At 67.9% G+C, this 13,745-nt stretch carries 14 protein-coding genes; 3 read left to right on the plus strand and 11 right to left on the minus strand.

What is annotated here, in order from left to right:
* Nucleotides 1–10 precede the first annotated feature (10 nt).
* Nucleotides 11–1,303, minus strand: coding sequence for an adenylosuccinate synthase (locus J2S22_RS04670; protein ID WP_272780433.1), 1,293 nt, complete (start codon nt 1,301–1,303; stop codon nt 11–13).
* Between the two features lie 355 nt (nt 1,304–1,658).
* Here J2S22_RS04670 and J2S22_RS04675 point away from each other — a divergent pair, with 355 nt between their 5' ends.
* Entirely contained in the window at nt 1,659–3,419 is a 1,761-nt protein-coding gene (locus J2S22_RS04675; protein ID WP_272780434.1) for an ATP-dependent nuclease, read from the plus strand.
* A 209-nt stretch (nt 3,420–3,628) separates the two neighbouring features.
* Here J2S22_RS04675 and J2S22_RS04680 read toward each other — a convergent pair whose 3' ends face one another.
* Together J2S22_RS04680 and J2S22_RS04685 are read right to left on the minus strand one after the other, a co-directional pair.
* On the minus strand, nt 3,629–4,369 hold the full coding sequence (locus tag J2S22_RS04680; RefSeq protein WP_272780435.1) for a hypothetical protein: 741 nt from the start codon (nt 4,367–4,369) through the stop codon (nt 3,629–3,631).
* 2 nt (nt 4,370–4,371) lie between these two features.
* A complete protein-coding gene (locus J2S22_RS04685) occupies nt 4,372–4,671 on the minus strand; it encodes a hypothetical protein (protein ID WP_272840519.1) in 300 nt (99 codons plus the stop codon).
* A gap of 386 nt (nt 4,672–5,057) precedes the next feature.
* Here J2S22_RS04685 and J2S22_RS04690 point away from each other — a divergent pair, with 386 nt between their 5' ends.
* Nucleotides 5,058–5,339 carry a helix-turn-helix domain-containing protein gene (locus J2S22_RS04690; RefSeq protein ID WP_272780437.1) on the plus strand — a complete coding sequence of 94 codons (282 nt, stop codon included), beginning with the start codon at nt 5,058–5,060 and terminating at the stop codon, nt 5,337–5,339.
* 650 nt (nt 5,340–5,989) lie between these two features.
* On the opposite strand, the gene J2S22_RS04695 is transcribed toward J2S22_RS04690, so the two are convergent.
* The 3 genes from J2S22_RS04695 to J2S22_RS04705 form a co-directional block, all read right to left on the minus strand.
* On the minus strand, nt 5,990–6,229 hold the full coding sequence (locus J2S22_RS04695) for a hypothetical protein (RefSeq protein WP_272780438.1): 240 nt from the start codon (nt 6,227–6,229) through the stop codon (nt 5,990–5,992).
* Nucleotides 6,226–6,747, minus strand: coding sequence for a hypothetical protein (locus tag J2S22_RS04700; protein WP_272780439.1), 522 nt, complete (start codon nt 6,745–6,747; stop codon nt 6,226–6,228). The genes J2S22_RS04695 and J2S22_RS04700 overlap by 4 nt, the downstream gene beginning before the upstream one ends.
* A 121-nt stretch (nt 6,748–6,868) precedes the next feature.
* Complete coding sequence (locus tag J2S22_RS04705; RefSeq protein ID WP_272780440.1) at nt 6,869–7,870, minus strand: MBL fold metallo-hydrolase; 1,002 nt, start codon at nt 7,868–7,870, stop codon at nt 6,869–6,871.
* Nucleotides 7,871–7,972: 102 nt separating this feature from the next.
* On the opposite strand from J2S22_RS04705, the gene J2S22_RS04710 reads away from it, so the two are divergent.
* Nucleotides 7,973–8,896 (plus strand): LysR family transcriptional regulator, encoded by a 924-nt coding sequence (locus J2S22_RS04710; protein ID WP_272780441.1) that lies wholly within the window; start codon nt 7,973–7,975, stop codon nt 8,894–8,896.
* A 706-nt stretch (nt 8,897–9,602) separates the two neighbouring features.
* Here J2S22_RS04710 and J2S22_RS04715 read toward each other — a convergent pair.
* From J2S22_RS04715 to J2S22_RS04735, 5 genes are all read right to left on the minus strand, one after another.
* Nucleotides 9,603–9,797 (minus strand): hypothetical protein, encoded by a 195-nt coding sequence (locus J2S22_RS04715; protein WP_272780731.1) that lies wholly within the window; start codon nt 9,795–9,797, stop codon nt 9,603–9,605.
* 294 nt (nt 9,798–10,091) lie between these two features.
* Nucleotides 10,092–11,390, minus strand: coding sequence for a RuBisCO large subunit C-terminal-like domain-containing protein (locus tag J2S22_RS04720; RefSeq protein WP_272780730.1), 1,299 nt, complete (start codon nt 11,388–11,390; stop codon nt 10,092–10,094).
* Nucleotides 11,391–11,816, minus strand: a complete 426-nt coding sequence (locus J2S22_RS04725; protein WP_272780729.1) for a secondary thiamine-phosphate synthase enzyme YjbQ — start codon at nt 11,814–11,816, stop codon at nt 11,391–11,393. It abuts the gene before it with no gap.
* Nucleotides 11,817–11,939: 123 nt separating this feature from the next.
* Nucleotides 11,940–13,151 carry a sodium ion-translocating decarboxylase subunit beta gene (locus J2S22_RS04730; protein WP_272780728.1) on the minus strand — a complete coding sequence of 404 codons (1,212 nt, stop codon included), beginning with the start codon at nt 13,149–13,151 and terminating at the stop codon, nt 11,940–11,942.
* A 40-nt stretch (nt 13,152–13,191) separates the two neighbouring features.
* Entirely contained in the window at nt 13,192–13,527 is a 336-nt protein-coding gene (locus J2S22_RS04735; RefSeq protein ID WP_272780727.1) for a hypothetical protein, read from the minus strand.
* Nucleotides 13,528–13,745: the final 218 nt, after the last annotated feature.

Consider the following 13,745-nt stretch of genomic DNA (forward strand, 5'->3'; position numbering starts at 1 on the left):
GGCGCCTGGGTCAGCTTTCGAAGGGATTGTGCACCAGGATAGTGTCATCGCGCTCCGGGCTCGTCGAGAGCAGAGCGACCGGGCATCCCACCAATTCCTCGATCCAGCGCACATACTTGATCGCCTGGGCCGGCAGCTCGGCCCAGGAGCGGGCGTTCGCCGTCTTGTCCTTCCAGCCGGGAATCGTCTCGTAGACCGGCTCGACCCGCGCCTGCGCGTGCTCGCTCGCCGGAAGATAATCGATGCTGCGCCCGTCCAGGCGGTATCCGGTGCACACCTGGATCTCGTCGAGCCCGTCCAGAATGTCGAGCTTCGTCAGTGCCAGCCCGTGGATGCCGGAGGTGCGCACCGTCTGCCGCACCAGCACGGCGTCGAACCAGCCGCAGCGCCGCCGGCGGCCCGTGACGGTGCCGAACTCGTGGCCGCGGTCGCCGATCAGCCGGCCGATCTCGTTGTCCTGCTCGGTCGGGAACGGGCCGGCGCCGACCCGCGTCGTGTAGGCCTTGCAGATGCCGAGCACGTAGCCGACCGCCGACGGGCCGAGCCCCGAGCCGGTCGCCGCCTGGCCCGCCACCGTGTTGGACGAGGTGACGAACGGATAGGTGCCGTGGTCGATGTCGAGCAGCGCGCCCTGGGCGCCCTCGAACAGGATCCGCTTGCCCTCGCGCCGCACCTGGTCGAGCAGCACCCACACCGAATCCATGTAGGGCAGCACCTTCGGCGCGACGGCGGCGAGCTCGTCGAAGATCGCCTTCGGCTCGTACTCCGGCAGGCCGAGGCCGCGCCGCAGCGCGTTGTGGTGCACCAGGAGCCGCTCGATCTTGGGCGGCAGCGAGTCGAGGTCGGCCAGATCCATCAGGCGAATCGCGCGGCGCCCCACCTTGTCCTCGTAGGCCGGGCCGATGCCGCGCTTGGTGGTGCCGAGCCGCGTCTGGGCGCTCGCCGCCGCCTCGCGGTTGGCGTCGAGCTCCTGGTGCAGCGACAGGATCAGCGAGGTGTTCTCGGCGATCCGCAGCGTCTCGGGCGAGAGGCCGACGCCCTGCCCGTTCAGCCGGTCGATCTCCTCGACCAGCGCGCGCGGGTCCAGCACCACGCCGTTGCCGATCACCGACAGCTTTCCGCGCACCACGCCCGACGGCAACAGCGACATCTTGTAGGTGGTGCCGTCGATGACGAGCGTGTGGCCGGCATTGTGGCCGCCCTGGAACCGCACCACGACGTCCGCCTGCTCGGAGAGCCAGTCGACGATCTTGCCCTTGCCTTCGTCGCCCCACTGGGAACCGACGACCACGACGTTCGCCATGTCAGCCTTCTGTCTCGGTGTGCTCGGGCCGCGCGAATTTTTTCAAAGATCGCGGCGGCCGCGGCGTGTGTCCTCGCCCGGCGGAGACCGGGCCGTGTCCAGCCGAGCCCGACCGGCAGGCCGGCCGTGCTCGCAAGAAAACGCGCGGGGAGCCGACGGAGCCGGCTGTCGCGGGAGGGCCGGGCCCCCTCCGGCCGAATTCTCTAGAAGAATCCAGCCGCCGGCGCGAGTCCGAACCGCCGTGCCGCGGTGTAGCGCGCCGCGGCGGGGAGGTCGAGGGGGCGGCGCGGGGGGCGGCGCGGCGGCAAACGAAACCACTCGTTGCAGAATTCCTCACTTCGAAGCAACTTGTAGGATGGGTGGAGCCGCAGGCAATACCCATCCTACGGGCTGGCTACATTTCTTGGCGACAGAACGGGCGCAAAAAATGAAATTGACGAACATCAAAGTCGAGCGATTCAAAAGACTTGAATCAGTCAATTTCGACGTTGCCGGAGTCAATATTCTTGTTGGGGGAAACAACTCCGGCAAAAGCACAATTATCCAAGCGATCCATTTTGCGTTTACACTCTTCCAGTCATTAACAATCTCAAACAAGTGGCCTGCCAAAGAAAAGACATCACTTACGATTAGCCCAACCGAACTGATCTATATTCCCTCCGAGGACGCATATTCTCTGGGACACGGCGGACGTCTGCTAGAGGACGCCGACAAAGCAATTATAGTTGGATTTACATTCGACAACGGAGAGCGGATCAATCTAACAATACGAAAAGGTCGAATTACAAATCTTTTAGTAGCACCAGACAATATTGAATTCGCAAAATCCATCTCGAAACTAGATTTACCATATTCTATTTTTTCGCCAGGATTGGCAGGCGTCTCCAAAACAGAAAACTATGTGTCGGACGGAGTATTGCTCCGCGCCTTAGCCAGGGGAGATGCCAATATCGTCCTGAGGAACATCCTTTATCGTCTTAGGCAAAAACCGGAGTGGGAGCTTTTCGAAGCCGATTTATCCCTTATATTTCCAGCGATTCGCTTAGATGTTCAGTTCAATCAATCGATTGATCAATATGTCACAATAAACGTCATCGAAGGAGTGAAACGGGTTCCGTTAGATCTCGCAGGAACCGGCCTCCTCCAAACAGTCCAAATTCTATCGTATTTCCACTTATTCGCGCCGAAGCTTATTATTTTGGACGAACCAGACTCTCACCTGCACCCAAATAATCAACGCCTACTCTGCTCACTTCTATCGTCACTGTCGATTGATCGCGACGTGCAAGTGGTGGTTACAACCCACTCTAGGCACGTCATCGACACGATGTATAATGACGCCCGTGTCCTCTGGGTTCGAGACGGAGCTGTCGTAGCAGCCTCGCCCGACGACCAAGTAGATATTTTGCTGGAATTAGGAGCGCTCGATGTTCGAGAGAACATCTCAAAGGGAAAATATAGAGCTATTATCTTGACAGAGGACCGCATCACGAACCTACTTGGGATACTAGCACGAAATTCCGGATTTAGCCTTGATGAAACTGCCATACTCCCCTATAATGGTGTCACGTCTGCACATCTTCTCAAGCCGCTCGTTAAGCAAATTAAGGATGTGTCTAACGCATCGATAATCGTTCATAGAGATCGCGATTTTTTAGAGGATGCCGAAGCAAAGGAGTGGGAGAAAGAAATTATTAAGATTGGGGCAGATCCATTTGTCACGGCCGAGATAGATGTTGAGGGATACTTCTGCACCAAGTCTTATATCAAACTAATTGCCGAACCTCATGGCATCGACGTGGATTTAGTATCTAAAGCAATTGTTGATGGTGAAAAAGATGAGATTGTATCAAGCTACATAAACGGACGAGTCGATTTAGCCAGAAAATCAGGCACAGTTGGGCAACTAAATTACGGCAAGCTGGGCGTAGAAGGCGCGAAAGCGGCAGAACGAAGCCCATTTGAGATGATGAAGGGAAAGCGCCGCCTTGCTAAGCTGAGAAAAGTAATGCACGAAGCTCATCAAGTTCGCTTCGAGATCATGAAAGACTCGACCCACCCTACCGATTCGACCCTTGAGACCCTTGCGAAAAAGATTTTCGGGAAGCAAGCGTAGCCCGGGCTCTTCGTAGCCTGGATTGAGCGCAGCCCGTAGGATGGGTGGAGCCGAAGGCGATACCCATCACTTTCCCTGCAACGCCGCTCGATGGGTATCGCTTCGCTCCACCCATCGTACGAGAAATCCGGGGTTCGTCACGTCCGGGCCTGCGCCGAAGATCCCGGGTTTCGCTGCGCTCGAGCCGGGCTACGGGGCTGCGGCCATCCTCACGCCGCTGCGGCCAGGACCGTGTCGGGATCGTCGGCGGCGACGATGGTGGCGGTGCGCGACAGCACCGCGAGGTGCGGGGTCGCGGCCTTGTCGCCGAGGACGGCGATGCGGCCGGGGGCGTTGTCGCCGAGGTCGCGGATATCGAGGAATTTCGTCACCGCGCTGCCGACCGCCACCGCGTGCGGCGGCACCAGCTCGAACAGGGCGAGGCGGCCGGCCCGCTCGACCACGGCGTCGAACGTCCAGTCCTCCGAGGCGCCGCGGACCACCCGGCTGCGCGCGACCATGGCCGCCCCGAACAGCGTGTCGAGCCGATCCAAGAACATCGCCCGATGATCGGCGTGCGGCACGCTCGCGAGCTGCAGCGCCGTGCGCTCGACCGCGACCTTGGCCGCGTTGGCCACCGCGATCACGGCGAGCGGCAGGTCGGGCTGGGCGACGTCGAGATCGAACATCATGTCGCGGTCGAAGCGGACGCCGTGGTGCTCCGCGATCTCGGGCGCGATGCGGGCGAACGTCCGCTCGCCGCCGAGGAGGCCTGCCTCGCGACGTGCGGCCCCGGCATCGGTGACCAGAAACCCGTCGCGCCGGCGCGAGATCTCGACGCCGACCATGCCGCCGCCCGGATAGAGCAGCGGCGTCGACACGCGCGCCGTTTCGTCCCGGATCGACACGCGCACGATCGCGCGCGCCACCTCGGCGGCGATGTCGGCGATCCGGAGCGTGGCGATCCCCATGGTCAGATCAGGCTCTCCCAGCTGTCCGGCGGCGGGATGTCGACGAGACCGGCGATGCGGAACTCGGCCTCGACGGTGCGCAGAAAATCCCGAAAGCTTCGTAGATCACCAGGAACCGGCATCGCAACAGGCAGGTTCCGGGCCGGCTCGAAGGCGACGGCCCCGAGCGCGGCATTGTCTGCGAAGCGATGGACATGGTGCCCCTCGATCATGGAGGGCACGTGGCGCCAGCGCGGCAGCCGCTTGCGCAGTGTATTGGCGTGCGGATCGGCCGGCCAGGCGTCGATTCGGGCGATGGTCACGAAGGACCGACCGCCGGCCACCTCCAGTGTCGCCGTGACGTCCGCCTCCCGCCTATGGGCCCACGCCACGATGCGGAGACGGGCCCCTTCGAGGCCAAGACCATTCTTCTCGGCGAGCGGAGCGATCAGGTCGATCGTATCGGCCGCAGCCGAATAAAGATCCTCTCGCCGGCTCCCGCCGCGCGGAGGCCCAGACCGCGGCGGCGGATCGCGCCATGTCGGCCACGTCAAAAGAGTTTTCTCGGTTTCGGCGATGTGCCGCCACGCCTCCGGAACGCCGTGATCCCCGGCCCGTCGCCCTCCCATGTCGCTCCTCCGCCACAATCATGGCGTGTCTCGAAACGAGGATCAACAACCCGGTAGCGACGAGGGCCGAAGGGCCGGACATGGATGCGCAGGCGTTCGACAGCGTGTGGGATGCCCTGGAGGACACGGCGGCCGAGGCGGCCAACATGCGGGCCCGCTCGGCGCTGATGATCGCGCTGCGCACCCGCATCGAGTCCTGGGGTGAAAGCCAGGCCGAGGCGGCGCGGCGGCTGGGGGTGACGCAGCCGCGGCTGAACGATCTGTTGCGCGGACGGGTGGACAAGTTCAGCCTCGACGCGCTGGTCAATCTCGCCGGCCCGGCGGGCTTTTCGGTGCGCATCGAGATCGACGACGCGGCGTGAAGGCCGCGACCGTAGAGCGGGTCACGCGCTGCGCGCCGACCCGCCCTCCGAACGCCCGCGCGCACGGTCCAGGTCGATTTTCCGCTGCACGACACGTTGCCGCCCCGGCCGGGGCCACATGGTTCGAGGCTCGCTGCGCTCGCACCTCGGCATGAGGTGGGACGTGGTCGGATGGTGGGAGTCACGGTGGCAGAGCCCGCAGGATGGGGGAGCCAGAGGCGATATCCATCCCTTCCCGGCAACGCCGCAGGATGGGGGAGCCAGAGGCGATATCCATCCCTTCCCGGCAACGCCGCAGGATGGGGGAGCCGTCGGCTCCACCCATTCTATGGCAAGGTCGCATCCGTGACCCGGCTCTCGCTGCAGTCGGGCCGGGCTGCGGCGGCCCGGGCCGCGCGGCTCGGTCGGCTGCGCGGCGTCTTCGGTCGAAAATCCGCAGAGGCTCTACGGCTTCGATCCGGTCTGACCCCGGCCGGCCGTCGCCCCGCCGGCGATGGTCCCGTGGACCCGGAGGGACCTCGAACCAGGCGACCGCGCCGCGCGCGCAGACCGTGCGCGGCGGTCGGTCGCCGGTGGCCCCTGCGGCGCTGCATCGCTCCTGCGGCTCCGGCCGTCCACCGCACGGCCGACGGCCGAGGTGTGCCGCACCGTCAGCGCTTCTTGAACGCCGGATAATACTGGTCGCACGCCAGGTGCATCTGGCGTTCCAGGCGCTTTCGCTTCTCCGGCGACATCCCGGCGCCGACCCGGGCGAGGCAGCGCTTGAACTCCGGATTGACGTCCTTGAGGAAGCCGAAGTCGCCCGGTGCCGCCGTGGCCGGCGCCACGGCGAGAGACCCGAGACCGACGGCGGCAATGACCGCCACGAGGGTGAGGCGAGAGCTGATCATCGTCGGAAGCCCTTTGTCTCCGGCCGCCCCATGCAGCCGACCCGCAGGACTGTGCCGGACTCCGGGCCGCAGGAATGTGATGTACCTCGCACACCGCCGGATGCAGGCGGATCGGGCGCGACGCGCCGCCATCCGCCGTTCGGCTCCCGGCGGGTCACGCGGGGCGCCCCGATCCGCCCTGCGACCTCGAGGTGGTCTTCGCGTTGCGTGCGGAGCGACACCATCCCGGCGGCCACGCGCCCGGCGTCCAACAACGTGATGCCTTCCATCAGCCCGAAGACCCGCGAGCTGCCGCCCGAGGCGATCGCGGAGCTGGCCAGGACCTTCACCGTGAAGGTCACCTGCAACTCGCGTGACCGCACGATCGCCGCGCTCTGCAGCGGCGACGGCGCCTGGATCAGCGGACAGACGATGATGCCGCTCGACAGGGCGAACTGCTCGACGAATCGCGACTTCAGCCCGGCCGCGCAGATCCCCTTGGTATCGCCGATCTCGAAGCCGATGAAGCTGCCGTCCACAGCCCGCGGTCGGAGCGGATCCTCAGGTCGTATTTTCCCTTCGGCTGGACCGATCTCCAGGCCGGGTGGGTGAACGCGATACAGGCTTCGTTGTCGTCGCCCTCGAAGCCGTACCAATTCGTCAGGCCCGGTAGTCCCACGGCGCCGCGACGAAGCCGTAGCCCTGTCGGGCGCGTTCGACATGGCCGAAGCCCGGGAAGTCCAGATGCATGCCCGCGACCATGATCCGGTCCGCCGCCGCCATGTCCAGCACCCTGGCCCGCGTCGCCGCCGCGGCGGCCTTGTCGGCATCGAGCGCGAAGGCCCAGTCGGGGTGGGCGAACTGATAGGCGGGGGCGATCAGCAGATCCCCCCAGATCAGCAGGCTCTCCCGGCCGCTGTCCACCCGCAGCCCCATGTGCCCGGGCGTATGGCCCGGCATCGCCACCGTCGTCAGGCCCGGCGCCACCTCGGCGCCCGGCGCGATCAGCGTCTTCGCCGCGTCGTAGGGGGCGATCATCGCCCGCGAGATGTCGAAGCCGACCTGCACCTCCCGGGGCGACGCCGCGTAGACCGCCGCATCGAAGGTGAAGGCCCAGTCGACCGCGGACGCGATCACCTGCGCCCGGGCCAGCCGCGCCATGCCGCTCCGCGGGTCGGTCATGCCGCCGACGTGATCGGGGTGCGGATGGGTCAGGACCACCGTGTCGACCCGATCGGCGGCGAGTCCGGCCGCCGCCAGCGCCGCATGCCATCGGCCGAGCGTCGGCGCCAGGCCGGCCGGCGACCCGGTGTCCACGGCGATCACCCGATCGCCCGTGCGGATCACGTAGCCGTTGATCCCCAGCGTCAGCGCCGCCGGGTCGTGGCGCCGGTGCGCCAGGGTCGCCGCGGCACTGGCCGCGGTCTCGTCGTACCCGAGCAGCATCCCGGTCGGGCGCTGCAACGCCCCGTCCATCAGCGCGATCACCTCGATCTCGCCCACCCTGCGGCGCTGCACCTGCGGCGTCTGCGCCTGCGGCGCCTCGACCGGGCCGGCGGCCGCCGCCTCCCCCGCGTCGCCGACGCGCAGCAGCGCGGGACCCGCCAGGGCGGCCGGCGCCAGGATCGCGCCGCGCGTGAAAATCCGTCTGGAAACCGTCATCGGCCGATCCTTCCGTCGCACCCGTTGTCCGGATCGATAAGTAGAGCTAATGACCGAAATCCGGTATCCACGGACGGCTTATGGCCGGCACAGGCAGGGCTTATGGACACCATCGCCGCCATCCGGTCGCTGGTCGCCGCCTGCGACACCGGCTCCCTGTCCGGCGCCGCCCGCCGTCTCGGCATCAGCCAGCCCGCGGTCAGCCAGCAGATCGCCGCATGGGAGCAGTCGCTGGGGCTGGTCCTGCTCGTGCGGGGCCGCGACGGCATTCGCCCGACCGAGGCGGGCCGCCTCGCCGCGAGCCACGGCGCCGAGGTGCTGGCCCGCCTGTCGCAGATGCAGGATGCGCTGGCCGCCCTGCAGGCCGTGCCCGAAGGCCGCCTGGGCCTCTCCTGCGCGCTGCTGATGGCGCAGAGCGTGCTGGTTCCGGTGCTGGCCGATCTGCGCCGCAGCCATCCGAAGCTGAAGATCGATCTGCACGCCGGCGACGAGCCGGTCGATCTGGCCGAGGCCGGGCTCGATCTGGCGATCCAGGCCGCCACCGGCGGGGCCGGCAGCGGCACGGTGCGCAAGCTGGCCGAGGTCGAGCTGTGCCTCGTCGCGTCGCGCCTCTATCTCGACCGGGTCGGCCGGCCCGGAACGCTCGACGACCTGCGTCGCCTCGATTACGTCCAGTACAGGGACGATCCGGACGAGACCACGATCGTGTTCGCCGACGGAGACACGGCCCCGGTCACCCTCGCCTTCGCGGCCCAGATGCCCCACCTGCTGCTGCACGCCGTGCAGAACCACCTCGGATTCGCCAAGGCGCCGCGCTTTCTGGTGGCCGACCTCCTGGCGCGGGGTGAGGTCGAGATCATCCTGCCCGAGCGCCGGCTCGCCCCGAAGCTGCTCTACCTGATCCGCGCCCCCGGCCTCGCCGCGAGCCGCCGGGTCGGCCTGTTCGTGGATCGCGTCGTCGACGAGCTGGCCCGCACGCCGCACATCCGCCTCGCCCCCGACCTGCGGCCGTCGACGACGACCTGAGGCCCCCGCCGACACGGCGCGAGCCCGGACCTCTCTTGACTATATTCCTATCCCGCGCTACACCCTCTCCTGTCCTGCCCGTCGAGGGGCGTCGACCGGTGACGTCGGGCGACGGGGCAGGCCGGCGACGTGCGGTCGCGGCGGGTTCGGGGCACCGGAGCCGCAGAGCGCCGCACCAAGGGCGGGATCGGACCCGCCGGAAAAGCCGGGCGCCGGAGCCACGGAGCAACAATCCGCCGGCGCACGTGGCGCCCCGCGGGCCTCGGCCTCGTCAGCCGGGCTCCCGGGCGGCTCGGGAGTGCGCCGCCGGGCATCAGGGTCGTCACAGACCCCACGGACCCGGGGCGACCGCAGAGCGCGACGCCGGACCGCCGCCGTCGTGGTTGCGGCCGCTCGTGATTACGAGCCCGAGACCGACAAGACGCCACACGCGGAGCGCCGGGAGGCGTGCGCATCGAGGCTTCGATGCGCGCCGCGCCTTCCACCGAAGGCGCAACGACCACGGACGCGCCTCTCGGCGCTCCGCGCCCCTCGGTTCGCCGGGGGACAGGTCATGGGCAACACCCGGGCGCGAACAACGCGCCGCGGGAGAGACGGGGCGTGCGCCATGGTGCGGAGCCTGCATCGCCCCGTAGATGGGGTAACGGGCCGGCGGACCGCGGACCGCGATCCGCCCCGGCGCGCGGCGCCGCCGGTCGGCCGCCGCTCAGCGCATCTCCATCGCGGCGAAGGCGGGCGCCGCCGCCGCCGCCGCCGCCGCGGTGCCGACATTCTCCCAGCATTCGGGGGCGCAGTAGTGATGGCCGCGGGTGTCGAAGAAGCGCGGCGCCCAGACCGGGCGGCCGCAGGTGCGGCAGGTGGTATCGGCGGTGCGCTGGACGCGGATCTCGTCGTGTCGCATGGGTCCCCTCCTTCCCGTTCTTCCCCAGGTCTCGTTCGTTCGGCGTGGCCAGACGCCACGCGGCACCGACGCCCCCGGTTCCCGGATCGTTGATTGCGCCCGGGATGGACAGATCATGACACAAAACTGTCGCCATGCGACAATCAAATTACCTGAACACCCGCTTCACCGTTCCTGAAATTGCGCGACCGTGCTCTACGCACCACAGCCTGTGGCCGGAGCGTCGCAGTCGTCCGGAGCCGGGCCGGCGCGGCGCGGCGGCGGGCGCCGCGACCGCGACCGCGAGGCGGCGCCTCATCCCCGGCCGCCGAAGGCCGCGAGCGCGGCGGCGAGCTCCGGATGGGCGGCGGCACGACGCGCCACCGGCACGCCGGCCGCGATGGCGTCCCAGGCCTGGCGCAGGCTCTTCGCCCCCGCCGCCGGCCCCCCGGGGTGGCCGAACACGCCGCGGCCCGGCACGAAGCCGAAATCGACTCCGCCGACCTTGCCGTACACCCGCTCGAGGGTCGCGGCCGAATCGCTGCCGCCCGGCACCGGCAGGCTCGGGAGAATGCTCCCCATCGGCTCCAGGCAGGCGCGGATGCAGTCGAGAACCTCGGCCTCGGGCGTCATCATGCGCGGGCCGAAGCCCGGCATGATCACGGCGTCGAAGCCGGCGAGGCGCTGCAGCCGCGTCAGCACGCGCGAATGGACCCCGTACCACGGCAGCCGGGCGAAGGACGCGACGAAGGGGAAATGCGCGATCAGCGGCACGGTCGCGTGCCCGCGCAGCATCCGCACCGCCGAGAGGCCGACCGGCATGGCGTTGACCAGCAACGCGCCGGCGCCGTTGGCCACCGCGAGATCGTGCAGCGGGATCAGCCGGTCGACCTCGTCGGTGATGTTGGCGAGATAGATCTTGGGCTCGCCGGTTTCTTCGGCGGCCCGCCGCGCCGCCGCGCCGAGCAGCGCGGCGCGCGCCGCGAGCGGGCACCACGGCGCGTCGGCCAACATCTCGTCGTCCTTGGCGATGTCGAGGCCGCCGGCCATCGCCTGGTAGCCGATCTCCGCGAAGGGCTCCGGCGGCAGGCCGATATTGGGCTTGATGACGCCGAAGAAGATCGGCCGGCCGAACGCGTTCAGCCGCTCGCGCAGCCCCGCGATACCGAAGCGCGGGCCCTGGAAGGCGGCCAGGAACGACGCCGGGAAGCGGATGTCGAGGAGCCGGATCAGCGGGATCCCCGGCACGAAGAACACGCCCTCGCCGCACACGGCGGAGAGCAGATTCGGGAGGCGCGGGCCGAAGTTTCCGTGCGGATGGGCGAGCGTGACCCGCACCGCGTGCACGGTCCCGGCCGCGGCGCCGTCCACCGGGATGCTGAACTCCTTCCGCGGCGCCGCGTCGATCTCCAAGACCCTGGCGGCGAAGCGGGGGCGAAAATCCTCGTCGACGCCGACCCGGCGCCACTGCGCCGTCGACTGCTCGCTGCACAGATGCGCCGCCGCCTCGCGCGGATCGCCGGCGCATTCGAAGGCGAAGTCGAGCTCGATGTAGGATTCGGGATCGAGATCCTGCCGCCGCGCGAAGAAGCCGGCGATGTCGTCAGCGTTCACTCATGCCCCCAAAAACTGCAGCTCGATGGTGCGGCGCTCGCGCGGGCCGTCGAGCTCGACGAAGAAGATCGACTGCCATTCGCCGAGCACCAGCGCGCCGTCGGCGACCGGGATGGTCTCGGAGGAGTTCATGAAAAGGCCGAGCAGATGCGAATGGGCGTTGTCGCGGCCGTCGACCGTGTCGAGATTGTGCAGATAGTCGCCGTCGCGCGGCACCAGCCGCTTCAGGAACGTCACCATGTCGCGCTGCAGCCGCTCCTCGCGCTCGTTGACGTTCAGGCGCGCCGTGGTGTGCAGCGTGACGAGCGTGAGCAGGCCGTCGGTCACGCCGGCGGTCGCGAGCCAGTCGCGGACCCGTTCGGTGACGTCGACGATCTCGATCGGCGCGGCGGTGGCGAGCGCGATGCTGTGCTGGAGAAGTTTCATGCGGCAATTCCATGCGGCCCGCGCGGGCCGGACGGCCGGCCGCGAGCCCGAAACCGGGCGCGATCCGCCGCCCGGCCTCTCTGTATCGCGCGCGGGCCGGCGAGGCAAACCGGCCGCCGCCGCTCAGCCGGCCTTCAGCACGCTCACCAGCACGGCGGCGAAGATCGCGCTGGTGATGACGCCCGAGATGCTGGCGCCGAGCGCGTGCGGCAGGATGATGGCGTTGCGGTTCGCCTCGGTGACCACCTTCTGGGCCACCTTGGCGGTGGTCGGCACGCAGGAGACGGCGGCGATGCCGATCACCGGATTGTACTTGCCGCCCGACAGCCAGTAGAGCACGTAGCCGCCCAGGATGCCGCCGATCGCCGACACGGTGAGGGCGACGATGCCGAGCACCAGCAGGATCAGCACCTTGGGATTCAGGATGGTGCTCGCCTCGCACAGCACCCCGAGCACCAGGCCGAGGAAGAAGGTGGCGCCGTAGAGGATCTGGTTGGAGAACAGGTCGTAGAAGTAGCTGAGCCCGCTCTCCCGCACGATGACGCCGAGGAACAGCGAGAGGAACAGCGGCGCCGCCACGGGGAACAGCAGCGACAGCAGCAGGCAGGCGACCACGGCGAACACCATCTTCTCGCTCGCCGAGATCGACCGGGTGGTGTCGGGCGGCATCGGGATGGCGCGCAGCCGCTTCGGCACCATCAGCTTGATGAGATAGGGATAGCCGCCGTAGGTGAGGCCGAGATAGAGATAGCCGACCACCGTGATCGGCACGAACAGCTCGGGCGCCAGGATCAGCGACGTGAACAGCACCATCGGGCCGTCGGCGCCGCCGATGGTCGCGGTGGCGGCCGCCTGCTTGTCGATCAGCCCCATCAGCACGCCGAGCGGAAAGGCGACCAGCGTGCCGAGCTCGCCGCACACGGCCAGGAACATCGACCGGAACGGCCGCTGCATCACGTAGCCGACGTCGAGCAGCGTGCCGATGCCGAGAAAGACCAGGCAGGCGATGAGGCCGTTGGAGAAGGCGAAGGTGTAGATCGGCTGCAGCCAGTCGATCTGCAGCTGGGTCATCACCTCCTCGGTCCCGGAGGCGAGCGGATCGAGGAACAGCGTGCCGGTCTTGCCGCTGGGCAGGAACAGCACGCCGGCATTGGCGGTCGCCATGCCGAGGCCCATCGGGATCATCAGCAGCGCCTCGAGCACGCCGCGCTGGCCGAGATAGATCAGCAGCACCCCGAGGCCCATCAGGGCGATCCGCCCGATCAGGATGGTCGGCTCCGACTGCACGAGCGTGGCGACGCCCTGGAACAGGTCGAGAAACTGGAAGTCGGGCATGCCGATGCGCTCTTCTGGTGGGAGATGATCGCGGCCGCGATCAGCGGCCGTACGGGCTGTGCCCGCCGTGATGCCGCGACCGGACCTCGGTGATCCAGTTGGCGCTGCGCTTCTGCTCCGCCAGATAGACGATGCGATGCGGCGTCGTGGTCGCCTGCGCGGCCGCGGCGATGACGGCGGCGATGACGGCGGAATCGTCGCGCACCGGCTTCACCGGCACGGTCAGCTCCGGCGCGACGAGCGGCGCCTTCGGCTGCGTGCGGGCGAGCAGATGCACGATGCCGCGGATGATCAGCGCGCAGAGGCCCGCCAGAACCACCATCAGGGCGAACGAGAACACGCCCTTGCTGACCGCCGACAGGACGGCTTGCGACATGACCATGCTCCATTGCTGGCCGCGCGCACGGATGCGCATGCGCAGATGCGCCGGATCGCGGAACGTCGGGCCCCGGCCCGTCCGCCGTCGCGACTCGATCCGACTGTGCGATGGGCCGAGTGTGCGATGCGCAACGGCGCCGGGCAACCGTTTTCCGGGGAGGCCGCCATGCGCCGAATCGACGCCTGAAAACACCGTCGCCGCGGCGGCCGGCAGCC

Origin of the sequence: Rhodoplanes tepidamans (genome assembly GCF_030813915.1) — a bacterium.
Taxonomy (GTDB): Bacteria; Pseudomonadota; Alphaproteobacteria; order Rhizobiales; family Xanthobacteraceae; genus Rhodoplanes; species Rhodoplanes tepidamans.

What these genes read in the sequence shown, in the direction of transcription:
- J2S22_RS04675 (WP_272780434.1), top strand. Translation starts at nt 1,659, where the DNA reads ATGGGTGGAGCCGCAGGCAATACCCATCCTACGGGCTGGCTACATTTC.
- J2S22_RS04680 (WP_272780435.1), bottom strand. Translation starts at nt 4,369, where the DNA reads ATGGGGATCGCCACGCTCCGGATCGCCGACATCGCCGCCGAGGTGGCG.
- J2S22_RS04690 (WP_272780437.1), top strand. Translation starts at nt 5,058, where the DNA reads ATGGATGCGCAGGCGTTCGACAGCGTGTGGGATGCCCTGGAGGACACG.
- J2S22_RS04695 (WP_272780438.1), bottom strand. Translation starts at nt 6,229, where the DNA reads ATGATCAGCTCTCGCCTCACCCTCGTGGCGGTCATTGCCGCCGTCGGT.
- J2S22_RS04725 (WP_272780729.1), bottom strand. Translation starts at nt 11,816, where the DNA reads ATGAAACTTCTCCAGCACAGCATCGCGCTCGCCACCGCCGCGCCGATC.
- J2S22_RS04730 (WP_272780728.1), bottom strand. Translation starts at nt 13,151, where the DNA reads ATGCCCGACTTCCAGTTTCTCGACCTGTTCCAGGGCGTCGCCACGCTC.
- J2S22_RS04670 (WP_272780433.1), bottom strand. Translation starts at nt 1,303, where the DNA reads ATGGCGAACGTCGTGGTCGTCGGTTCCCAGTGGGGCGACGAAGGCAAG.
- J2S22_RS04710 (WP_272780441.1), top strand. Translation starts at nt 7,973, where the DNA reads ATGGACACCATCGCCGCCATCCGGTCGCTGGTCGCCGCCTGCGACACC.
- J2S22_RS04705 (WP_272780440.1), bottom strand. Translation starts at nt 7,870, where the DNA reads ATGACGGTTTCCAGACGGATTTTCACGCGCGGCGCGATCCTGGCGCCG.
- J2S22_RS04715 (WP_272780731.1), bottom strand. Translation starts at nt 9,797, where the DNA reads ATGCGACACGACGAGATCCGCGTCCAGCGCACCGCCGATACCACCTGC.
- J2S22_RS04735 (WP_272780727.1), bottom strand. Translation starts at nt 13,527, where the DNA reads ATGTCGCAAGCCGTCCTGTCGGCGGTCAGCAAGGGCGTGTTCTCGTTC.